18 protein-coding genes and 1 tRNA gene are annotated in these 21,485 nt (G+C 58.6%); 9 read left to right on the forward strand and 10 right to left on the reverse strand.

Going from position 1 to position 21,485, the window contains the following annotated elements:
* Positions 1 to 19: 19 nt before the first annotated feature.
* Positions 20 to 2,665, reverse strand: coding sequence for a DNA polymerase I (polA, locus tag NQ014_RS08225; RefSeq protein ID WP_257074715.1), 2,646 nt, complete (start codon positions 2,663 to 2,665; stop codon positions 20 to 22).
* 464 nt (positions 2,666 to 3,129) lie between these two features.
* Between polA and NQ014_RS08230 the strand changes: the two genes are divergently transcribed.
* From NQ014_RS08230 to NQ014_RS08240, 3 genes are all read left to right on the forward strand, one after another.
* Entirely contained in the window at positions 3,130 to 3,720 is a 591-nt protein-coding gene (locus NQ014_RS08230; RefSeq protein ID WP_257074716.1) for a TetR/AcrR family transcriptional regulator, read from the forward strand.
* A 190-nt stretch (positions 3,721 to 3,910) separates the two neighbouring features.
* Complete coding sequence (locus NQ014_RS08235) at positions 3,911 to 4,888, forward strand: DUF368 domain-containing protein (protein ID WP_257074717.1); 978 nt, start codon at positions 3,911 to 3,913, stop codon at positions 4,886 to 4,888.
* Positions 4,889 to 4,938: 50 nt separating this feature from the next.
* A tRNA-Leu gene (locus NQ014_RS08240) sits at positions 4,939 to 5,012 on the forward strand.
* 142 nt (positions 5,013 to 5,154) lie between these two features.
* Here the strand turns inward: NQ014_RS08240 and NQ014_RS08245 are convergent.
* Together NQ014_RS08245 and NQ014_RS08250 are read right to left on the reverse strand one after the other, a co-directional pair.
* The gene (locus tag NQ014_RS08245; protein WP_257074718.1) at positions 5,155 to 5,580 is read right to left on the reverse strand and encodes a hypothetical protein; all 426 of its coding nucleotides are present in this window, start codon (positions 5,578 to 5,580) and stop codon (positions 5,155 to 5,157) included.
* 148 nt (positions 5,581 to 5,728) lie between these two features.
* Positions 5,729 to 6,487, reverse strand: a complete 759-nt coding sequence (locus tag NQ014_RS08250; RefSeq protein WP_257074719.1) for an Ltp family lipoprotein — start codon at positions 6,485 to 6,487, stop codon at positions 5,729 to 5,731.
* Positions 6,488 to 7,048: 561 nt separating this feature from the next.
* Here NQ014_RS08250 and NQ014_RS08255 point away from each other — a divergent pair.
* The 4 genes from NQ014_RS08255 to ehuA all read left to right on the forward strand — a co-directional run bounded on the left by NQ014_RS08255 (position 7,049) and on the right by ehuA (position 11,161).
* Positions 7,049 to 8,368 carry an NADP-dependent malic enzyme gene (locus NQ014_RS08255; protein WP_257074720.1) on the forward strand — a complete coding sequence of 440 codons (1,320 nt, stop codon included), beginning with the start codon at positions 7,049 to 7,051 and terminating at the stop codon, positions 8,366 to 8,368.
* A gap of 144 nt (positions 8,369 to 8,512) precedes the next feature.
* The gene (locus tag NQ014_RS08260) at positions 8,513 to 9,406 is read left to right on the forward strand and encodes an ABC transporter substrate-binding protein (protein ID WP_038625697.1); all 894 of its coding nucleotides are present in this window, start codon (positions 8,513 to 8,515) and stop codon (positions 9,404 to 9,406) included.
* Between the two features lie 63 nt (positions 9,407 to 9,469).
* Entirely contained in the window at positions 9,470 to 10,387 is a 918-nt protein-coding gene (locus NQ014_RS08265; RefSeq protein ID WP_373467717.1) for an amino acid ABC transporter permease, read from the forward strand.
* Positions 10,388 to 11,161, forward strand: coding sequence for an ectoine/hydroxyectoine ABC transporter ATP-binding protein EhuA (gene ehuA, locus NQ014_RS08270; RefSeq protein WP_115598647.1), 774 nt, complete (start codon positions 10,388 to 10,390; stop codon positions 11,159 to 11,161). It abuts the gene before it with no gap.
* Between the two features lie 34 nt (positions 11,162 to 11,195).
* Here ehuA and NQ014_RS08275 read toward each other — a convergent pair whose 3' ends face one another.
* From NQ014_RS08275 to NQ014_RS08285, 3 genes are all read right to left on the reverse strand, one after another.
* On the reverse strand, positions 11,196 to 11,957 hold the full coding sequence (locus NQ014_RS08275) for a sulfite exporter TauE/SafE family protein (protein ID WP_257074722.1): 762 nt from the start codon (positions 11,955 to 11,957) through the stop codon (positions 11,196 to 11,198).
* An 85-nt stretch (positions 11,958 to 12,042) separates the two neighbouring features.
* On the reverse strand, positions 12,043 to 13,386 hold the full coding sequence (gdhA, locus tag NQ014_RS08280) for an NADP-specific glutamate dehydrogenase (protein ID WP_257074723.1): 1,344 nt from the start codon (positions 13,384 to 13,386) through the stop codon (positions 12,043 to 12,045).
* A gap of 255 nt (positions 13,387 to 13,641) precedes the next feature.
* Entirely contained in the window at positions 13,642 to 14,025 is a 384-nt protein-coding gene (locus NQ014_RS08285; protein ID WP_257074724.1) for a hypothetical protein, read from the reverse strand.
* 111 nt (positions 14,026 to 14,136) lie between these two features.
* Between NQ014_RS08285 and NQ014_RS08290 the strand changes: the two genes are divergently transcribed.
* The gene (locus tag NQ014_RS08290; protein ID WP_257074725.1) at positions 14,137 to 15,486 is read left to right on the forward strand and encodes a DUF4921 family protein; all 1,350 of its coding nucleotides are present in this window, start codon (positions 14,137 to 14,139) and stop codon (positions 15,484 to 15,486) included.
* Positions 15,487 to 15,529: 43 nt separating this feature from the next.
* Complete coding sequence (locus NQ014_RS08295; RefSeq protein ID WP_257074726.1) at positions 15,530 to 16,807, forward strand: amidohydrolase; 1,278 nt, start codon at positions 15,530 to 15,532, stop codon at positions 16,805 to 16,807.
* 158 nt (positions 16,808 to 16,965) lie between these two features.
* Here NQ014_RS08295 and pyk read toward each other — a convergent pair whose 3' ends face one another.
* From pyk to trpB, 4 genes are read right to left on the reverse strand one after another with little or no spacing between them, the layout of a single operon-like run.
* Positions 16,966 to 18,381 carry a pyruvate kinase gene (pyk, locus tag NQ014_RS08300; protein ID WP_257074727.1) on the reverse strand — a complete coding sequence of 472 codons (1,416 nt, stop codon included), beginning with the start codon at positions 18,379 to 18,381 and terminating at the stop codon, positions 16,966 to 16,968.
* Positions 18,382 to 18,414: 33 nt separating this feature from the next.
* On the reverse strand, positions 18,415 to 19,338 hold the full coding sequence (gene lgt / locus NQ014_RS08305) for a prolipoprotein diacylglyceryl transferase (RefSeq protein WP_257074728.1): 924 nt from the start codon (positions 19,336 to 19,338) through the stop codon (positions 18,415 to 18,417).
* Between the two features lie 7 nt (positions 19,339 to 19,345).
* Positions 19,346 to 20,125 (reverse strand): tryptophan synthase subunit alpha, encoded by a 780-nt coding sequence (trpA, locus tag NQ014_RS08310; protein WP_257074731.1) that lies wholly within the window; start codon positions 20,123 to 20,125, stop codon positions 19,346 to 19,348.
* On the reverse strand, positions 20,126 to 21,415 hold the full coding sequence (trpB, locus tag NQ014_RS08315) for a tryptophan synthase subunit beta (protein WP_005510336.1): 1,290 nt from the start codon (positions 21,413 to 21,415) through the stop codon (positions 20,126 to 20,128). It lies immediately after the preceding gene.
* Positions 21,416 to 21,485 lie beyond the last annotated feature (70 nt).

The following is a 21,485-nucleotide window of genomic DNA, read 5'->3' on the forward strand; positions in this document are numbered from 1 at the left end:
CGGCCCGACCTTCGCACCACTAATGCGCAGCAGTATCCCAGTTCACACCAGCACCGATGGAAACATCCAAAGGCACCAACAATTCAGCCGCCGAGTCCATCTCGCGATGGAGCAGCTCCTTGATGGCTTCCTCTTCCCCATCGGCAACTTCCACAACCAGTTCGTCATGAACCTGCAGGAGGACACGTGAGCGCAACCCGCCGCGTCGTAAAGCATCGTCGACCCGGAGCATCGCAATCTTAATAATGTCTGCCGCCGACCCCTGGATCGGCGAGTTCAATGCCGCGCGTTCCGCGTTATCGCGAGCGATGCGGTTGTCGGCGTTGAGTTCCGGCAGGTAGCGACGACGATCGAACATCGTGGCCGTAAAGCCGTCCTTGCGCGCCTGCTCAACAACCTGGTGCAGGTAATCGCGCACACCGCCGAAGCGCTCGAAGTAGTCCTCCATAAGCTTCTTCGCCTCACGCTGCGGAATGTCGAGCTGCTGTGCCAGACCAAAAGCACTCAGACCGTAGGCGAGACCGTAGCTCATCGCCTTCACACGACGACGCAGCTCGGGCGTGACCTCATCAATGCCGACACCGAAAACCTTCGAGCCGACATAGTTGTGCAGGTCCTCGCCCTGGCGGTAGGCCTCAATCAGCCCTGGATCCTGCGACAGGTGCGCCATCACACGCATCTCAATCTGCGAGTAGTCCGCGGTGATCAGCTTCGCATAGCCATCGCCCACCACAAACGCCTCACGAATCCGGCGTCCGAACTCCGTGCGCACCGGGATGTTCTGCAGATTCGGCTCCGTCGACGACAGACGCCCCGTCGCCGCGACCGCCTGATTAAAGGTCGTATGAATACGGCCATCATCAGCGACAGCCTTAATCAGCCCCTCCACGGTCGACTTCATCTTCTGCGACTCGCGGAACTTCAACAGGTAATCCAGGAACGGATGCGGGTTGACCTTCGCCAGCCCCTCAATCTCCTTCGCCGCCGTGGAATAGCCCGTCTTCGTCTTCTTCGTCTTGGGCATCCCCAGCTGGTCAAACAGCACTTCTTGCAACTGCTTCGGAGATCCGAGATTCAGCTCAGGCTTATCGACGAGGTTGCGAGCCTCACTCTCCGCCTCATCGGTAGCCGCCTGCGCCTGCTTTCGGAGCTCCTCGAGCGCATCAACATCGACAGCGATACCGGCACGCTCCATCCGGCCCAACACTGGAGCGAGCGGGACTTCCAGGTCGGCGTACACACTGTAGAGCCCGGCCTCGTCGAGCTCGACCGCCAATCGCTCAGCCAGGTCGATGACGGCGGCGACATGGGAAGCGTCTTCGGCCGGGCCATCGAGCAGGGTCATCTGGCCATCGGCCTGCGAAAGAGTCTGGCCCAGGTGACGCTGGACGACATTGTCCAAGCTGTAGCTGCGCTGGCTTGGGCGCAGCAGATACGCGGCCAAGAAGGTGTCGTGGATGACCCCTGCCAGCTCGAAGTCGTAATTCCAGAGTGCATGCATGGCCGATTTAGAGTCATGCACCAGCTTCGGATGGTCGCCAGCGAGCCACTCACGCAGTGCGTCGGCATCTTCAGTGGAAAGCCCGCCCAAGTCGAGAGAAACAGCCTGACCGGAGGTCTTGCCCTTTTCATCGGCGGAGCCAATCATCAGGGTGTGCTCCCCGACCTGCAACGCGGCCGGCTCGTGCAGTTCACCGAGCCAGGCAGCCAGGGCGCCGTCGTCAAGCGAAACAGCCTCGAGCTTTGTCGCGCTGTCGCTGGTGGAGGCGGTGACGCCCGCGCCTTCGATGGAAAGGGTGCGAAACACGCGCTCGCGAAGGTTGTCGCCGAATTCGAGGCGGTCGAAGAAGTCGATGATCCCCTGGGCGTCGGCGGGGCGGAGCTCGAGCTCGTTCGGGCCGTACGGCAAGGGCAGATCCTTGACCATTTCGGTGATGTCGCGGTTCAGCTGGACGTTTGCGACGCGCTCGCGGAAGTTGTCGCCGACTTTGCCGCGGATTTCGTCAGCGTGGTCGATGAGGTTTGCCAGCGTGCCGTACTGAACAATCCACTTCGTCGCGGTCTTCTCGCCGACCCCCGGAATGCCCGGGAGGTTGTCGGAGGGGTCGCCGCGGAGAGCCGCGAAGTCCGGGTACTGAGTCGGTGTCAGACCGTACTTCTTCTCGATAGCAGCAGGCGTGAAGCGATGCAGCGTGGTGACGCCGCGCATTGGATAAAGCACCGTGGTGGTGTCGTTGACCAATTGGAACGAGTCACGGTCACCGGTGACGATGAGCGTTTCGAAACCCTCAGGCTTGGCCTGGGTAGCCAACGTCGCGATAATGTCGTCGGCCTCGTAGTTGTCCTTCTCCAGCGTGACGATACCCATCTCTTTCAGCACCTGCTGAATAAGCGGCACCTGACCACGGAATTCCTCAGGAGTCTTCTCACGCTGGGCCTTATACTCCGGGAAAATCTCATTGCGGAACGTCTCGCGGGCGACGTCGAAGGCGACAGCCACGTGCGTGGGCTTTTCCTCGCTGAGGATATTGGACAGCATAGAAAGGAAGCCGTACACCGCGTTCGTTGTCTGACCACCGGTGGTCGAGAAATTATCCACCGGAAGGGCAAAGAACGCGCGGAAGGCCATGGAATGACCGTCGATAAGCATGAGGGTCTTCTTCATGACATCCCAGTGTAGGAAAATATTGAACAGCGTAGGAAAATATTGAACAGCGTAGGAAAACTGAGATTCGCGCTGAGGAATCGCGAGCTGCGGAGGATGAGCTGTTGGCCGGCCAGCTTCAGTGAATAATAATTACGGTAATCAGGCTGTATTTTGAAACGGGTTCAGCAGCCCCTTAGTCCACCTGAACAGTGATTCGCAAGAGTGAGCCTCCCGAGCATCGCTTGGCACTTCGTTTCAGTTTCCAAAATGCTGTAATCCAACTTTAATATTCGCCTTATTTTCCTGGAGTTTTTCCATATTTTCCAGCGATTGTTCGACAACATGCACGGAACCTGCCCCAAATGAGGCACCTAGTAATTACCCCCTCTTTGAGGTGGCCGCGAAAACATATCGCCACGTCCTGCGCATGCGTCTGAAATCAATTGGCGTAGTTACGCTTTCATGGCTTTAGACTCTTCAGCATGAGTGAGTTCGATTCGACCGATTTCCAACGGAGCGCCCAGTCCACCCGCGAACGCATCATCGCGGCTGCAGCTCGGCACTTCGCGCGCAAGCCTTTGCGAAGCGTGCCGCTGAAGGAAATTGCCAGCGATGCGGGCGTTAGCGCGCCGCTCATCATCAAGTACTTCGGCTCCAAAGAAGGCCTCATGGCCGAACTGATTAACTTCAGCCAGTTCAAAGGCACACTCAGCCGAGCTCCCTTCAATGAACTTGGCCAGCGGATGGCCAGCGCTATTTTGACTGGTCAAGGAATGGCCGGGCAGTCCATGATTCCGCTGATTGTCGGATCCCTCGACTCCGAGGAAACCGCAAAAGTCATTGCCGAGCGGTTCAATGAAGCTGTTGCAGATGACTTGATTCGCCGCGTCGAAGAAGACGGACCGGAAGACGTTAGCCACGACACTGCTGTGCACCGCAGCCAGATGGCTATTTCCCTCTGCGTCGGATACCTAGTCCTGTCTGATACTGGTCTGATCGATGAGGCCAACGCGCCGAGGATTTCGGTGGAGGCCCTGGGCAGCTGCCTGCAGCAGATCATCGAACACGGCTAAGAACCGAGCACGGATAAGGAAGCAGCTCCAGCTCCCACTGCCCACCGCCTACTCCTGCGTAACTCACTGAATCAGCAGCGCCGCCCCAGGCGCTGCTTTTTTACTTTGTGTCCTTAATCGCACCCCGAAGCCTCTTATACACACACGGAAATACGCTTCTTCTCAGGTGGAAGACATACAATGGCCTGCGATGTCTACTGAAAATATGAGCGCTCCTGGCGCAGAGTCGACCACGCTGCCGACCACGAGCCCCTACTCTGAAATCCCGAAGCCGACCCCGCTGGGTGTCATCGCCAACGCAGTTCGCGGTGGCCTCATTGGTCTCGCCGAGACGATTCCAGGTGTCTCCGGAGGTACGCTTGCGCTGATCACGGGCATCTACGGACGCCTGATTGAATCGGCCAAGCGCATCACCGACCTGCCGCGGGCAATCTCGAAGGGCACCTTCAAGGAGGACCTGCGCAGAATTGACTGGTGGCTGCTTATTCCAGTGGCTATCGGCATGGTTGCCGTGGTCTTCTCCATGGCAGGCGTCATGGAGAGCTTCGTCACCAACCAGCCAGTCGCTTCCCGAGCACTGTTCATGGGCATGATCGCCGCCTCGATCACCATGCCGCTGAACGAGCTACAGCCGGGCGCTCTGCGTCAGCCGGGCATGCGCGGCAAGGCCATCGCTGTCTTCCTGTTCTTCAGCATCGCCCTGTTCGCGCTTACTTCCCTACCGCAGGCCGCACCGACGCAGCCGCCTCTCTGGCTCGTGCTCATCGCCGCCTCGATTGCCGTGTGCGCGCTGGTTCTGCCGGGCGTTTCCGGTTCCTTCTTCCTGTTGGTCATCGGCCTCTACGCACCGACCATGGGCGCAATTCACGACCGCGACTTCGCTTACATCGGCACGTTCTTCGTCGGCGCGCTGATCGGCATCGTCCTGTTCATCCGCTTCCTCGAATGGCTCCTGAGTACGCACCAGGCGCTCACGTTGGTCGCCATGTCCGGCCTCATGCTCGGTTCGCTGCGCGCTCTCTGGCCGTGGCAGACCGAAAACAACGAGCTCCAGGGCATCGGCTCCGACTGGGGGCTCGCCCTCGGACTGTTCATTCTCGGCGCCGCAATCGTCAGCGTCGTTGCTTATGCGCAGCGCCGTTTTTCTAATTCGGGGTCGATGGACTAAACTAGTCAGAGTCGCTTCGATAGAGCATTTTCGCTTATCGACGGCTTTGCGCCCCTGTAGCCCAATTGGCAGAGGCAACGGATTCAAAACCCGTCCAGTGTGAGTTCGAGTCTCACCGGGGGCACGATTTCAAAACCCGCTTTCACCTGGCTTTTAGCCTGGTGGGAGCGGGTTTTTGGTTGTCTGAGTATTCACTATCTTTCACGCACTTTCACGTACTTTCACGGGTATTTTGCACCAAAAATGAGCGACAAATGAGCGACGTATTACGTCCTGAGGCCTGCGTTAACTCCTGGGTGAATCTGTTTTTGGGCATAAGAAAACCCCGCCACTACCGATTGAGTGAACGGGGCAGTGCCATGGCGGGGACTCGCACCTCGCGAATGTGGCTGCTCCATGGCTTTTGAGTCCGATGATTTCAACAGGCGAGCATACGCTCTGAAAACTTCTTCATCGCCATCGGCGTACTCGGAAATCCCACTCAACAAAGCTTGCCGCTGCTCTTCTGTGATGGAGACTCGAAACTCAGCGATGTCTTCTGCAAGATAGGTGGCTGCGTCTGTGTAGCGGCGCAGTGGCGCGGTTACTTCTGATTTGCCGCCGCGGTCGCCGATGCGGGCGCGGTTTATAAACGGCACGAATTGTACCGCGCCGAAGTTGTGCTGCCGACACTCGCTCAACTGCCCGGTCACGCATTAAAACAGTCAAGACGGTTTCCGCTTCACCAACAGCCGTTCAGTGTGCAGCAAATCCATTCTGGTGAAGCGGAAGCCGTCCTTTTGCAGCATGCATCCAACTGGACTCTGGCCAATTGGCGTCATCACCAAACGAAGTCCGCTGCTACAGGTTATCCACCGCGTACTGAGCTTCCTCCGGAGTAAACTGCTCGCCGTATTCCGACGTCAGCTGCTCGTAAACCGCATCCGGGGACATTGCCATCGAATCCTGATAGATTCTCGCCTTTTCCAGTGCGTTCTTATTCCAGTCCGCTTCAAGGTTATCCATTGCATACTGGGCAGCCTCCGGTGAGAACTTCTCGCCATACTCCGAGGTCAGCTGATCATAAATACCGGCCTTCGACATGTGCATGCGATTCGCGTAAATCTCTGCCTTGCGGAGAGCATTCTTGTATTCGGTCGGGACCTTCTCATCCTGCTTCTGCTGCTCCCCCGTCTGACCTTGCTGCTCATCTACACCCGCCTCGGAAGACTCAGCGAAATCGGCATTCTCAACAGTCCCAGAATCAGCCGCAACGGCAGTCTCCGAGCCAAAGAGAGACGCAGCTTCAGAATCGGAACCCGAGTCAGTGTCACCGCCACCAGTCAAGCTGGCCGCCACAGCTAGGACCACAACAGCACCCGCGGCGATACCACCCCACTTGAAGCAGCCACCCTTCTTCTTTTCTTTCGGAGCCGGAGGCACCTGCCCCGCTGCCGACGGACCCTGCGGGTAGGGCTGCTGGCCGAGCGGATCCTGCGGGTTGTGCTGGTAGTACTGCTGCCCCAGCGAATCCTGCGGATTCTCGGAGACATACGGATTCTGGGAGCCATACGGGTTCTGTGGGCTCTGCAGGTTCTGTGGGAAAGTGGAATCGGACATCGTAAGAAGCCTCCTGTGTAGAAGTTGCAATAAACGAACAGCTCTCTGTCGTCAGTTGGAACTATCCCAGGAACCCCGGATTCAACTTTCCGCCATTACACAAATATTTTCGATTCGCGAACCATAAAACGCCGCCGAGGACAAGAATAACCGGGCCCTCCCCGCAAAAACAGGCCTTGGACCTGGTTAAATTCTCCGCAAACTAGCCTTCGACCTCGGCCTGCGCTTGTTCAATGTCGGCAATAATATCGCCAACATTTTCCAAACCAATAGAAAGCCAAAAGAGGCCGAGGAGTGGAGCCCACAGCCTCAGTTCCCCGGCTCCACCACACTCCCCAATCCCCACAGAATTTCCCAAAAGATTTTATTTTCCACCCCACTGTCCATATAATGAGATACCAATCCCGTATAGCAAGAATGGTCTAGTTTTACGCACACCACTACGTATCACCGGCCAGCCTTGCTCCCGGCTTTACGCGCTGCCCACCAGCAGCTCTCGCCGCGGTCGAGTTTTCTCAAAGTACAACGTACTCAGTACTCAACACGTTTTGGACTGTCATCATGCCTGCTGCGAATTCTTCTTCTAGCTCCTCCGCCCACTCTGCGAACGCGAACTCCGCTAAGACGCCGCTTCACGCCGTGCCGGAAGACACTGCCCCTACGGATCCGTCCACCATCACCGATGCGGAAATCTTCGAGGCGCACCGAGGCGGCAAGCTCCGCTCGCACTCGACCATGAAGCTCGAGACGATTCGCGACCTCTCCATCGGCTACACCCCAGGCGTCGCTCGCGTCTGTGAGGCTATCCACGAAGATCCGGCCTTGGCACGCACCTACACCTGGACGGGCCAGAACGTCGCAGTGATCTCCGACGGCACCGCAGTGCTTGGCCTCGGCGACATCGGCCCCAAGGCCGCGCTACCGGTGATGGAAGGAAAGGCCCAGCTCTTCGAACAGTTCGCCGGTATCTCCGCTGTGCCGATCGTCTTGGATACCCTCGACACGGAGGAAATCATCCAGACGGTGAAGGCGCTGGCGCCGTCGTTTGGCGGTGTAAACCTCGAAGACATCTCCGCGCCTCGCTGCTTCGAGATTGAGCAGCGTCTCGACCAAGAGCTCGACATCCCTATCTTCCACGACGACCAGCACGGCACCGCCATCGTCATCGCCGCCGGACTGATCAACGCCTGCAAGCTGACCGGCCGCAGCTTCCGGGATCTCCGCGTGGTCATCTCCGGCGCTGGTGCTGCTGGTGTCGCTGCGACGAAGATGCTGCTGTCCGCTGGCGTGTCCGACATCGTCGTCGTCGATTCGCGCGGCATCATCCATCCGGACCGCGAGCCACTGAGCGACATCAAGCAGTGGGTCGCCGGCATGACTAACCCGCGCGGTATCACCGGTTCGATCAACGATGCGCTTGTCGACGCTAACGTGTTCATCGGCGTCTCTGCCGGCCGTATCGGCGAGGATGCGATTAGCCAGATGGCCGCTGACCCGATTCTGTTCTCGCTGGCCAACCCGATTCCGGAGATTCCGATGGAAGTCGCCCGCAAGTACGGAGCCGTCGTGGCCACTGGCCGCTCGGATCATCCGAACCAGATTAATAATGTGCTGGCCTTCCCGGGTCTGTTCCGCGGCGCACTAGAGGCGGGTGCCAAGCGGATCACCGAGGCCATGAAGCTGGCTGGTACTCAGGCGATTGCAAATGTTGGCGTAGAAGATTTGAGTGCCGACCGCATTATTCCGTCGGCGCTGGATTCGCGCGTCATGCCGGCTGTAGCGAAGGCTGTCCGCGATGCTGCGCTGAGCGACCCGGCCTCCGGCGCGGTCGGCGCGCTCGATGTCACTGGCAATGGCTTTGCCGCAGCTGAAGCGAACTAGAAAACCGGCGCTGACTATCCAACCCGCGCTGACTATCCCTCGGGAAGTCTGAAAAGTGTGCGGTTTTCCTGTACCAGCCTAAGACGCAGCTGAATAGGGGTACCGAATTTAAGGTATTCCTGTGCCTAGGTAACATATTCAGATATGAAAAGACCCATCGCATTGGCGGCTGCCACGCTGACTGCGACCTTGTTCTTAGGGCTTACAGGCTGTGTCACCAATGACGAAAGCGGTAACCCCGAGGGCTGGTCAGAGATCAAACCGGCAGCGGTCCCCGAACTGGCGAAACAGGTCCCAGCAGATCTTCGTAAGCGCGAAGTATTGCGCATCGGCACCAACCCAACATTCGCCCCGGCAGAGTTCAAGGATTCCGCCGGTTCCATCATCGGCTTCGACATCGATCTCATCCGAGCCATGGCCAGTGTCTTGGACCTGAAGATTGAAATCCAAGAACAGGATTTCGCACTGATTCTGCCGGCTCTGTCGGCCGGCGCAGTTGATGTTGGAGCCTCCGGTTTCACCTCAAACGAGGAGCGCCGCAAGACCTACGACTTCGTCGACTACCTGGATACCGGCCTGCAGTGGGCACGTCGCCCGGGCAGCGACGCCAGCTCCGACAACTACTGTGGCAAAACTGTCGCCGTTCAGCGCAATACCGTCGCTGACATGGAGGACCTGCCGGTAAAGAATCAGGATTGTCTGGATCGCGGTTTGCCACCAATTAACAAATTGGCCTACCAGGATGCTGGTACCGCCGCTACCACTGTGGTGCTGGGGCGTGCTGACGCGCTGGCAGCTGACTCACCAGTCAGTGCCTACGCGGTCAATCGTTCTGAGGGCAAACTCGAACTTGCCGGAGATATCTACGATGGTGCCCCGTTCGGATTCGCTATTCCGAAGGATTCAGAACTCGGCCCAGTGCTGCAGCAGGCACTGCAGTACCTCATCGACAACGGCCAGTACAAGCAAATCCTGACCACATGGGGTTTGGAAGACGGTGCTTTGGAACGCGCCACTATTAACGGAGAGGAACTTTAAGTGAGCGACTCATCTGCGTCTGGCGCCCGCTACGAGGCCACACAGGCGGAACTCAACGAAGAAATTAAGGCCAAACCGCTGCCGCACCCGGGTCGCTGGATCACCGCAGCAGTGCTGCTGGTGCTCTTCCTCTGGTTCATCATCGGTGCCGCCCGCAACGAGGCCTACCACTGGGATGTTTACTTCCAGTACCTGTTCGACACGCGAGTCGCCGCTGCCGCTGGCTGGACCATTGCACTGACGGTCTTGGCCATGCTCATCGGTATCGTCGGTGGTGCTATCGTCGCGGTACTTCGCATGTCGGACAACCCTGTGCTGTCCACTGTTGCTTGGTTCTACCTGTGGGTTTTCCGAGGAACTCCGGTCTACGTGCAGCTGGTCTTTTGGGGTCTCCTCGGCACTATCTACTCGACGATTGACCTGGGCGTTGCCGAGGTTGATCTCAGCACTGTCCTGTCCAATACCTTTGTATTGGCATTTGTCGGTCTCGGTTTGAATGAGTCCGCATACATGGCTGAAATTGTGCGTGCTGGCATCCAGGCTGTCCCAGAGGGGCAGACCGAAGCATCGAAGGCACTGGGGATGAGCTGGTGGCAGACTGTCCGCCGCACCATCCTGCCGCAGGCTATGCGCATCATCATCCCGCCGACGGGCAACGAGTTCATCTCCCTGCTGAAGACCACTTCGCTGGTCATCGCGGTGCCGTTCTCGCTGGAGCTCTACGGTCGCTCCACTGACATCGCCAATGCTCTGTTCCTGCCGGTACCGATGCTGCTTGTCGCCGCCACCTGGTACTTGGTCATCACATCGATTCTGATGGTCGGACAGTTCTACCTTGAGCGCTACTTCGCCCGCGGCGCTACCCGTCAGCTCACCGCCCGCCAGCTGGCCGCGCTTGCCGACGCCGAAGGTGTGCCGCTTGCAAATGCTCGCGTTGTCGATAAGGACGAAGAGCACTTCTACCGAGAGGATCCGCAGTAAATGACTACCAAAGATTTGATGGTTGAGGCGCAAAGGGTTCGGAAGAACTTCGGCCGTCTCGAGGTCCTCAAGGGCATCGACCTGGAGGTTCCACGCGGTACGGTTACCTGCCTCATCGGGCCTTCGGGCTCCGGTAAGTCTACGCTGCTGCGCTGTATCAACCACCTGGAGAAGGTCAATGCCGGCCGTCTCTACGTCGACGGTTCCCTGATTGGCTACCGCGAAAAGAACGGCAGCCTCTACGAAATTTCCGCCGCAGAAGCTGCCCGTCAGCGTCGCGACATTGGCATGGTATTCCAGAACTTCAACCTGTTCCCGCACCGCACGGTGCTGGGAAATATCACCGAGGCACCAGTGCTGGTAAAGGGTGTCTCCCAGGAGCAGGCTGAAAAGCGCGCCATGGAGCTGCTGGAGACTGTTGGTCTGGCACACAAGGCCGATGCTTACCCTGTTCAGCTCTCGGGCGGCCAGCAGCAGCGGGTTGCCATTGCCCGTGCGCTGGCCATGGAACCGAAGCTGATGCTCTTCGATGAGCCGACTTCAGCTCTTGACCCGGAGCTCGTCGGTGAGGTTCTCAACGTCATGCGTGGTTTGGCCGATAAGGGCATGACCATGGTCGTCGTAACGCACGAGATGGGCTTTGCCCGCGAAGTCGCCGACCAGGTTGTGTTCATGGCTGACGGCGTGGTCGTGGAAAAGGGCACCCCGGATGAGGTGCTGGGTAATCCGCAGCACGAGCGCACCCGCAACTTCCTGTCTTCGCTGCTGAAGTAACAGCAAGGAGAGGCTGGCAGGCGGAACAGCAGGCCTAAGCGCCAAAAGTTGCGGAGATTCCGCGAAACATAGTGACTGCCGCGCCGGTAGTCGCCAGAATGACCGCGAGCTTTCGGGCTTGCACAATGGGCACTCGTCGAGAAACGCGGGTGCCCAAAAATATACCCACAATCATGGCAACCAAACACAGCGGCCAGAGTATAACCGGCGTGGTGGCGAAGACAGAAACATCAGCGCTGATTTCCTTGAACAGCAAGGACAACGCACCGGAGACAAAGAAGAGCGGCTGCAGGGTGGCCGCAAACGTCTGCGCTGGCCAACGGGAAGCCTGTGCGTAAACGGTGATGGCCGGGCCCGCGATGCCCGCCAAGGTATTCATAAAGCCGCCGGCCACGCCAGAAGCAACGGCGTATTGTGGGCCGTCGACACGCATGCGCTGAGGCATAAAGGATGTCACCAGCAGCGCAAGCAGCACTAGCCCACCGACCAGAACCTGGAGTGGCCCACTGGGCGTATTGTGAACCACCCAGGCGCCTGGCAGCGCCCCAAAAGCCATCACCGGACCAATTAGCCAGAACTTCTTCCAGTCGACGTTTTCTCGCACCGAGATGGTCTGCATAATCGCATTGACCGATGCGAGCACGTTAATAATCAAAATTCCTGCTACTGGACCTGCAACCAGTGAGAGGACCGGACCTCCCAACAGTCCGAGTCCCATACCGGCTATTCGCTGCATCAGGGCCCCGACAAAAATCGTTGCCACGATAAAGACAAAAGCCCACACTGATAACTCCATGGGAGGGAGTTTACAGCGTGGGCTTTTTGGCTATTCGACGGGCGGGGTTGCCGAGGATCCGTCGTAAAGCGGAAACGTTAACAGACTAGATGACGCCCTGAGCCAGCATTGCGTTAGCGACCTTCTTGAAGCCAGCGATGTTGGCACCGAGCACGTAGTTACCCTCGTGATCGTACTCAGCTGCGGTGGTCTCGCAGTTCTTGAAGATGTTGGTCATGATGCGCTTCAGGCGCTCATCGGTGTAGGAGAAGGACCACGAATCGCGGGTAGCGTTCTGCTGCATCTCCAGAGCGGAGGTAGCAACACCACCGGCGTTAGCGGCCTTGCCCGGTGCGAAGTGGACACCGTTAGTCTTGAAGACCTCGATGGCCTCCGGAGTGGACGGCATGTTTGCGCCCTCGGCAACGAAGCGGCAGCCGTTTTCGACCAACAACTTTGCGGACTCGCCATTGAGCTCATTCTGAGTTGCACACGGCAGTGCGACATCGGCCTTGAGCTCCCAGATGTTGCCACCCTCGTGGAACTCAGCGCCCTCAGCCTCAGCGACGTACTCGGAGACACGAGCACGACGAACTTCCTTGATTTCCTTCAGCAGCTCGACGTCGACACCGTTCGGAGTGGAGACGTAACCGGAGGAGTCAGAGAAACCGACGACGGTAGCACCGAGCTCCTGAGCCTTCCTAATGGCGTAGATGGCGACGTTACCGGAACCGGAAACGATGACCTTGGCACCGTTGATGTCAGCACCGTTGGCCTTCATCATCTCTTCAGTGAAGTAGACACAGCCGTAACCGGTGGCCTCGGTACGAACCAGGGAACCGCCCCAGGTCAGGCCCTTACCGGTAAGAACGCCGGACTCGTGCTGGTTCGCCATACGGCGGTACTGACCGAACAGGTAGCCAATCTCGCGACCACCGACGCCGATGTCACCGGCCGGGACGTCACGGTACTCACCGATGTGGCGGTGCAGCTCAGTCATGAACGACTGGCAGAAGCGCATGATTTCCAGCTCGGACTTGCCCTTCGGATCAAAGTCGGAGCCACCCTTGCCGCCACCGATTGGCAGGCCGGTCAGGGAGTTCTTGAAGATCTGCTCGAAGCCCAGGAACTTAATGATGCCCAGATTCACGCTCGGGTGGAAGCGCAGACCGCCCTTGTACGGGCCCAGCACAGAGTTGAACTGAACACGGAAGCCACGGTTGACCTGGACCTTCCCCTGGTCGTCGACCCACGGCACGCGGAAAATAATCTGGCGCTCCGGCTCACACAGACGCTGAACCAAGCCGTAGTCACCATAGTGCGGGTCCTTTTCCAGGACGACCTTCAGCGACTCCAGAACTTCTGCCACTGCCTGGTGGAACTCCGGCTCACCGGCGTTTCGGGTGAGAATCTGGTCATAGAGTCCCGAAACCTTCTGCTCGATATTCAAAATAAACCTCTCTGCGAAACCATTATGGCGCCCACGAAGAACAAACCGTCAGCGGTTGTAAACCACTTCTCGGTTGCCGTAACTCGGCGGCACAGGTTGTGTGCACAAGGACTGGGCAACTGTAGATATTGAAGCGGACATAATTATACAACGGCATATTGCTGGGAAAACTCGTAGTGTTTCGCACTACACCCGCTCTCCGAGCCAAGCACCGCCACTGTGACCGGTTACACTTTTCACCGATTAGGTAGGAAATTACCTAAATACGGCAACATTCCAGGGATACGTCGCAACAGATTCGAGTAATTCGTCGAACTCACGCAGCACCGGGTCCGGGGGCAATTCTGCACGCGGAGTCAGTAGCTCCGAGAGGTCCATAGCGAGTTCATTGAGAGAACCACCGTGCTGATCGAAGCTCAAGAGATAACGGAATACCTTCCTCTCTCCGAGCGGCTCCTTCGGGTTCTCGCGCTCCCACTGCTCCACCAACTGCGCGTCAGTGTCCGCCGACGCCACCGAAACATCCACATCACTAACTCGCCCGGCGCGGTCAAACTCACTCAACTTGGTACGAAATGCCTCGGCCAGCGCCTCCGATTCGGCCGGCTTCACCAGGCAGTGAAAAACAATCTTCGACATAACTTCACAGGCTAAGCCACGCGAGACGGCCAGACAATAGCTAACCGTCGTCAAGCCCCTGTCCCCCTACGTTGGCGCGCCGACCGCCAGCAACGACGTAGTGTTGGACTTATGCAGGCTTTCAGCAATCCTCTCATCACGCTTGCCGACGGCACGGTGAAGCAAGTCAATCCTTTTTCCGGTACTCAGGTGTGGACCGTCCCTGGTCGTGGCAATCGGCCGTTGGGAGTGAAACACACGGATCCGCAGCCGCTGAGCGAGGAGGATTTTGGTTCCCGCGATTCCTTCGGCTGGAACAATCTGCTGCAAACCCCGCCGGAGAAGGCCCGCGTGGTCCTCGACGAATCGGTGTTCGGCGGCTACAGCACTCTAACGGGAGTACTGCCCGACCAGCTCTTCGACACCACTGCCGAATTCCGTCGCGTGCCCAACCTGTTCGAAATCGTCTCCTATGAATACTGGGCGGACAACTACGGATTCGAGCCCGACCGCGAAACTCAGCAGCGTATGGAGGCCTACCTCGACGATCCGCAAGGCCGCGAGCATGTGCTCAACATCATTCGCACGCGCTACCGCGCCGCTGGATGCAGCGAAGAGGAAATCAGCGCGCTTTCCGACGAGGAATTGCTGCGCCGCGCCCCGAGCTATTTCGCCGGTGGCCACGATGTGATTGTTGCCCGTCGCCACTTTGTCGACGGCGCTACTCACGATAACCAGCTGGCTTCATCTGGCACATTGAGCGTTGCCGAGCACCGCGCACTCATTGCGTTTACCGTCGAGTCGATTGCTGACCTGTACCGACGTAACCGCTACGTGCGTTATGTGGCCGCTTTCCAAAACTGGCTGAAGCCGGCAGGCGCCAGCTTCGATCACTTGCACAAGCAGCTTGTGGCCATCGATGAGCACGGCGAGCAGCTCAAGCGCGAAGTGCAGGCGGTGCGCAAGAACCCGAATATCTACAACGAATACGCAGTGGACTATGCGGCCCGCCACAACCTGGTTATCGCGGAAAACGAGCACGCGGTGGCTTTCGCAGGATTCGGACACCGCTACCCGACGCTGGAGATCTTCTCGAAGTCGGATGTCTGCGAACCGTGGCTGCAAACCCGGGCTGAGATCGACGCAATGTCGGACCTGATTCACGCCTGTCATGCCGCTGCCGGCCCCACCATTCCGTGTAACGAGGAATGGCACCACCGCCCTGTCGATTTGGATGCCCGGATGCCGTGGCGCGTAATGATTAAGTGGCGCACCTCAAACTTGGCCGGCTTTGAAGGTGGCACCAAGATTTATCTGAACACCATCTCCCCATGGGATCTGCGCGACCGCGTTGTCCCGGAGATGTACCGTTTACGGGAGACCGGGAAGATCTCGGACAGCATTCACATTGCGACCGAGTGCCAGTGCCAGCCAAACTCGCTGAAGTACAACCCGCTCGTCGAAGACGGGTCGCGGCTGTAGTCCTCTGGCACAGAGTAGAGAGAAGTTAGGAGTCTTAAACCAGGTGAGCAACAATGAAGCACGACTGAGCCGCATTCGCGACCTCATCGCCACCCATCGAGTGCCATTGGAGCGGCAGTGGGAAATCTACCGCTACCTGCACCAGCATCCGGAGCTATCTCAGGCGGAGGAGAAAACTGCCGCGTATCTGGCCGGTGCTCTTCGCGACATGGGCACTTACACAGTGCATGAGGGAATCGGCGGTCACGGCCTCGTTGGTGTCATGGAAAATGGCCCCGGCCCTACCGTGCTATTCCGCGCTGATATCGATGCGCTTCCCGTTTTCGAGGAAACAGGTGTGGACTTCGCTTCCTCTGCCACCGGTACCGCCCGCGATGGTTCTGCCACCGCCGTCATGCACGCCTGTGGCCATGACATGCACATGACGGCCGGTCTTGGCCTGGCTAGCCTGATGGCAGCAACTAAGTCTGAGTGGTCGGGTACTTTCATTGCCCTGTTCCAGCCCGCCGAGGAACTGGCCTGTGGTGCACAGGCCATGATTGACGACGGCCTGGCAGACCTCATCCCCACCCCAGATGTGTGCTTCGGCCAGCACGTTGTTCCCGGCCCCGCAGGTCAGGTTATGACCATGCCCGGCCCGGCGCTTGCTGGCTGTGACACCATTAGCATCACGCTGACAGGTCGCTCCGCACATGGATCTATGCCTCATAACGCCATTGACCCGACGTACTTGGCCGCTGCAATCGTTCTGCGTTTGCAAGGAATTGTGGGGCGCGAGATTCCTCCCCACGAGTTTGGTGTTTTGTCCGTCGGCACGCTGCAGTCCGGCAATTCGAATAACACAATCCCTGGCCAGGCCAAGATTGTGCTGAACATTCGCTACTACTCCAACGAGGTGCGCGCGAAGCTCATTGCGGGCATTGAGCGCGTTGTACGTGGCGAGTGCCTGGCTTCCGGCACTGAGGTTGAGCCTGTGATTGAGTACTCCGATCACGGCGAAGTCACTGACAATGATCCGGAGGCGTTTGCCACGATTCGCCCGGTCATGGACGCTGTGCTTGGCGACGATTCCACCGACGCTGTGCCGTGGACCGCGTCGGAGGACTTCTCAGACCTACCGCGTGGCCTGAACTGCCCATATGTCTACTGGACCGTTGGCGCCACACCTCGGGATACGTGGGAAGCCGCCGTTGCTGCCGACCGCGTGGTCGAAGACGTGCCGTCGAACCACATGCCGACATTCCTGCCGGACTTCGAGCCGACGGCTACCTCCGCGACTTCTGCCGCCGCTGCCGCCGTGCTGTCCTACTTGGCAAAGTAAGGGTCGTTTGTCGGCCGCTTGCCACCGCGCACCGCGCAAGAAAAGACAGCTCAGGTTTCGGGTTGTGAGTTTTGCTACTTAACCCCAGGTCGAAAGGCTCTAGCAAAAAGCCGGTAGGCCCCACAAGGGCTTACCGGCTTTTCAAACGTGCCAAAGAGCTAGCGTGCGTCCTCGCCAATAACGTGGACGTGAATCATGTTGGTATTGCCCTCATTTCCTGGAGGGGTACCAGCAACAACGACCAGCGTGTCACCAGCGTTGTAGTTTTCCATGGTCAAGAGCTGCTCATCGATGACCTGCATGATCTCATCCGTGCTGTTAACCTCGCGCACCAAGAAGGTCTCCGCGCCCCACGTCAGCGCAAGCTGCGAACGAACCTGCTGATTCGGAGTGAATACCAGCAGCGGCAGGCGAGAGTGCAAACGTGCCACACGGCGAGCGGTATCACCCGAGGTGGTGAAAGCAACCATAGCGCGGGCATTCAAGCGCTCACCGATATCGCGAGCTGCGTAGGAAATAACACCACGCTTAGTGCGCGGCATGTGAGTCAGCGCAGGAACTTCGCCCTCGCGCTCAGCGGCGGTAACGATGCGAGCCATGGTCTTTACCGTGGCCTGCGGGTACTTACCAATCGAAGTCTCACCCGAAAGCATCACGGCATCTGCGCCATCGAGCACAGCATTGGCCACGTCGGAGGCCTCCGCACGAGTCGGGCGCGAATTCGCAATCATGGAATCAAGCATCTGGGTGGCCACGATGACCGGCTTAGCGTTCTCGCGGGCAATCTGAATAGCGCGCTTCTGAACCAGCGGAACATCTTCCAGCGGCACCTCAACACCGAGGTCGCCACGGGCAACCATCACGGCATCGAAGGCCAGGATAATCGCCTCAAGAGACTCGACTGCCTCTGGCTTCTCCAGCTTGGCGATAATCGGGACACGACGGCCAACCTCATCCATGACCGCATGGACCAGTTCGACGTCGGAAGGCGAACGGACGAAGGACAGCGCAATGAAGTCCACCCCTAGCTTGAGGGCAAAGCGCAGGTCAGCGATATCCTTCTCCGACAGAGCCGGCACCGAGATGTTCATCCCCGGCAGGGAAACACCCTTGTTGTTAGAGACCGGACCGCCCTCGATGACACGGCACACCACATCATTGCCATCTACCTCGATGCACTCCAGGCCCACCTTGCCGTCGTCGACAAGCAGGCGATCGCCCGGACGGGCATCATCAGCGAGGTTCTTGTACGTGGTGGAAACGCGGTCGTGCGTGCCTTCGACATCGTCGACGGTGATGCGCACAATCTCGCCGTCAGCCCAATACGTCGAGCCTTCCTTAAAACGACCGAGGCGAATCTTTGGTCCCTGCAAATCGGCGAGAATACCGACGGCATGTCCCGTAGCGTCGGATGCTTCACGCACCCAATGGTAGTTCTGAGCGTGGTCCTCATGCTCGCCGTGAGAGAAATTCAGACGGGCAACATCCATGCCGGCGTTGACCAGCCCGGTAATCCCCTCCAGCGAAGCAACTGCTGGACCGAGGGTACATACAATCTTCGTTCGTCTAAGCACGGCCTCCAGCCTAGTCCCTTAACGGGCTATGCGTCAGTTGGAAGCACTGTGAGCTTCAGCAGCCTCGCGCTCTCCCCTGACTTCAGCTGCGGTTTCGCGGCTCTTGGACCGCAGAATCCACAAAGCAATGACAGCGCAGAAAAAGACCACGAGCGACGTGATGTTATTAATACGCACACCGAATATCAGCGTTGCGTCATCGACGCGCATGAGTTCGATGAAGAAACGCCCCAAAGTGTAGGCCGCGACATAGAGCGCAAAGACGCGTCCTCCGCCCATCATGAACTTTCGGTCCGCCCAGAGAATGACCAGACAGGCGAGGACGTTCCACACCATCTCGTAGAGAAACGTTGGATGCACCACGGCCAGCACTTCGCCTGTCGACGTTCCGGTGACAGGGGCAACCCGGCCAAACTCATCAACTCGTTGGTAAATTTCTAGGCCCCACGGAAGTGACGTTGGGCCACCGTAGAGTTCCTGGTTGAACCAATTGCCCAGACGCCCAATGGCCTGCCCAAGAATAATGGCGGGTGCAGCCGCGTCGAGCAAAGGCGCAAACGGAACCTTCCGCCACTTGGCGACCGCCCACGCGGCCAGCCCCCCCAGCGCCACCGCGCCCCAAATACCGAGACCACCATTAGTGATCTTCAGCGCATCGGCGGGATTGGCGCCGGGGCCGAAGTACTTTTCCCAGTCGGTGGCGACGTGGTAGAGACGGCCGCCGATAATGCCCGCTGGAATAACCGCAATGGCAATGTCGAGGACCAACTCCGGGTCTCCACCCCTGGCCGCGTAGCGACGCTGCATCCAGTAAATGCCGACGAGTACGCCAACCAAGATGGAAATCGCGTAGCCGCGCAGTGGTAGCGGCCCTAACTGCCACACCCCCTGCGACGGAGAGGGAATGTTAGCCAGATACGTCGTTGCAGTTTCAGCGAGGACAAGGGTGGAACTCATAGGTACGCTAGCTCTCTCGTCGTACGCCCGCAGCGAGTTCATGGGCGAGCGTTACCAGGTCATCGGTGCTCTTCATCGCAGCCTTAATCAGTGCCGAGCCGACGATAACACCATCTGCGAACTCGGCAATCTCGGCGGCCTGTGCCCCATTGGAGACGCCCAGACCAACGCACACCGGGGTGTCGGTGACCTCTCGCGTACGGGCAACCAGCTTGCCAGCGGCCGAGTCGACGCTGGCCTGGGCACCTGTGACACCCATGTGGCTGGTGGCATAGACGAAGCCGGTCGAAGCGGTAGCGGTTAGCTGCAGACGCTCGTTGGTCGATGACGGAGCAACCAACATGATGTTGGACAGACCATTGGCCTCAGCTGCACGCTGCCATTGGCCGGCCTCCTCGGGGATGAGATCCGGGATGATGGTGCCACGACCACCAGCGGCGGCCAAGTCCTCAGCGAAACGCTCCGGACCATACTGGAGAATCGGATTCCAGTAGCTCATGACCACACAGGTACCGCCGTGCTCGGTGACTTCGCGGACCACACGCATAATCTCACGGGTGCGGAAGCCCGCATCCAGAGCCACGTTGGCGGCATCCTGAATGGTTGGGCCATCCATCATCGGGTCGGAGAAAGGCAGACCAACCTCGATGATGTCGGCGCCAGCGTCGACAATCGCCTTGATGTTCTCAATCGACTTGTCGGTGGTTGAAAAACCCGCTGGGTAGTAGCCGATAAATGCTGCACGGTTTTCCTCACGGACCTTGTCGAAGATGTCACTCAGACTCATTTAGGACTCCTCCATCAGATCAAACCACTTAGCAGCGGTGTCGACATCCTTGTCACCGCGACCGGAAACATTGACAATAATCAGCGGCTTACGGCCCAGCTCTTCATTCAGATCACCGCTGATGAGCCGAGCGGCAGCCACCGCGTGTGCGGACTCGATAGCGGGCAGGATGCCCTCCATTCGAGTCAAATCCTGGAATGCCTGCATCGCCTGGGTATCGGTCACCGGCAGGTAGGAGGCGCGATCAATATCAGCCAGGTACGAGTGCTCCGGGCCCACGCCCGGGTAATCCAGACCGGCGGAAATCGAGTGGGACTCTGTAATCTGGCCGTCCTCGTTCTGCATCAGGGCGGCGAAGGAGCCCTGGAACACACCCGGATTACCGGCGGCCGAAATCGGTGCTGCATGGCGACCGGTCTCAACACCGTCACCGCCAGCTTCAGCGCCAATCAGTCGAACCGATTCATCATCGATGAAGTGGTGGAACGCGCCAATCGCATTAGAACCGCCGCCGACACAGGCCACGACAGCGTCGGGAAGCGAGCCGGTCTCCGCGAGGATTTGCTGGCGTGCCTCGGCGCTGATGATGCGCTGGAAGTCGCGCACCATTGTTGGGAACGGGTGCGGGCCGGCTGCAGTGCCGAAGCAGTAGTAGGTGTCATCGGCGTGTGAAACCCAAAAACGCATGGCCTCATTGATCGCGTCCTTGAGAGTCTTCGAGCCAATCTCGACCTCGATAACCTCGGCACCAAGCAGGCGCATGCGGGCGATATTGAGGCGCTGGCGGATTGCGTCGACCTTGCCCATGTAGATACGGCAGTTAAGGCCGAGCAGCGCACAGGCAGTCGCGGTTGCGACACCGTGCTGGCCAGCACCTGTCTCGGCAATGATGTTCTTCTTGCCCATGCGCTTGGCAAGCAGAACCTGACCCAAGACGTTATTAATCTTGTGGCTACCGGTGTGATTCAAATCCTCGCGCTTGAGCCAGACGTCAGCGCCGATATCAGCGGAGAACTTCTCCGCGTAGTACAGCGGCGAGGGACGTCCGACATAAGTACGCTGCAGCCGGTCGAGCTCATCGAGAAAATCCTGATCAACGCGGGCCTTCGCGTAGCCATCGGTGACCTCACCGATAACGGCCATCAGCGCCTCCGGCACAAACTGGCCGCCCCACTTACCCCAGTGCCCAATGGCATCTGACTCGTGGTTCGTTGTCTCCGCGATAACCTCACCCATCGTGGGCAGGCGGTCACCGCGGGCATCATGATTCTTGAAATCTTGGTCACTCACAGTTATCTATTGTGGACTATCCCCACCCGTTGCGGGGACATAAGGCCTAAGAAACTGTGGCGTGCCAGCA

This window comes from Corynebacterium sp. 5QC2CO (assembly GCF_024580435.1).
Taxonomy (GTDB): domain Bacteria; phylum Actinomycetota; class Actinomycetes; order Mycobacteriales; family Mycobacteriaceae; genus Corynebacterium; species Corynebacterium jeikeium_D.

Coding starts and splice junctions, on each gene's coding strand:
- polA (WP_257074715.1), bottom strand. CDS start 2,665: ATGAAGAAGACCCTCATGCTTATCGACGGTCATTCCATGGCCTTCCGC.
- NQ014_RS08230 (WP_257074716.1), top strand. CDS start 3,130: ATGAGTGAGTTCGATTCGACCGATTTCCAACGGAGCGCCCAGTCCACC.
- NQ014_RS08235 (WP_257074717.1), top strand. CDS start 3,911: ATGTCTACTGAAAATATGAGCGCTCCTGGCGCAGAGTCGACCACGCTG.
- NQ014_RS08250 (WP_257074719.1), bottom strand. CDS start 6,487: ATGTCCGATTCCACTTTCCCACAGAACCTGCAGAGCCCACAGAACCCG.
- NQ014_RS08255 (WP_257074720.1), top strand. CDS start 7,049: ATGCCTGCTGCGAATTCTTCTTCTAGCTCCTCCGCCCACTCTGCGAAC.
- NQ014_RS08260 (WP_038625697.1), top strand. CDS start 8,513: ATGAAAAGACCCATCGCATTGGCGGCTGCCACGCTGACTGCGACCTTG.
- ehuA (WP_115598647.1), top strand. CDS start 10,388: ATGACTACCAAAGATTTGATGGTTGAGGCGCAAAGGGTTCGGAAGAAC.
- NQ014_RS08275 (WP_257074722.1), bottom strand. CDS start 11,957: ATGGAGTTATCAGTGTGGGCTTTTGTCTTTATCGTGGCAACGATTTTT.
- NQ014_RS08285 (WP_257074724.1), bottom strand. CDS start 14,025: ATGTCGAAGATTGTTTTTCACTGCCTGGTGAAGCCGGCCGAATCGGAG.
- NQ014_RS08290 (WP_257074725.1), top strand. CDS start 14,137: ATGCAGGCTTTCAGCAATCCTCTCATCACGCTTGCCGACGGCACGGTG.
- lgt (WP_257074728.1), bottom strand. CDS start 19,338: ATGAGTTCCACCCTTGTCCTCGCTGAAACTGCAACGACGTATCTGGCT.
- trpA (WP_257074731.1), bottom strand. CDS start 20,125: ATGAGTCTGAGTGACATCTTCGACAAGGTCCGTGAGGAAAACCGTGCA.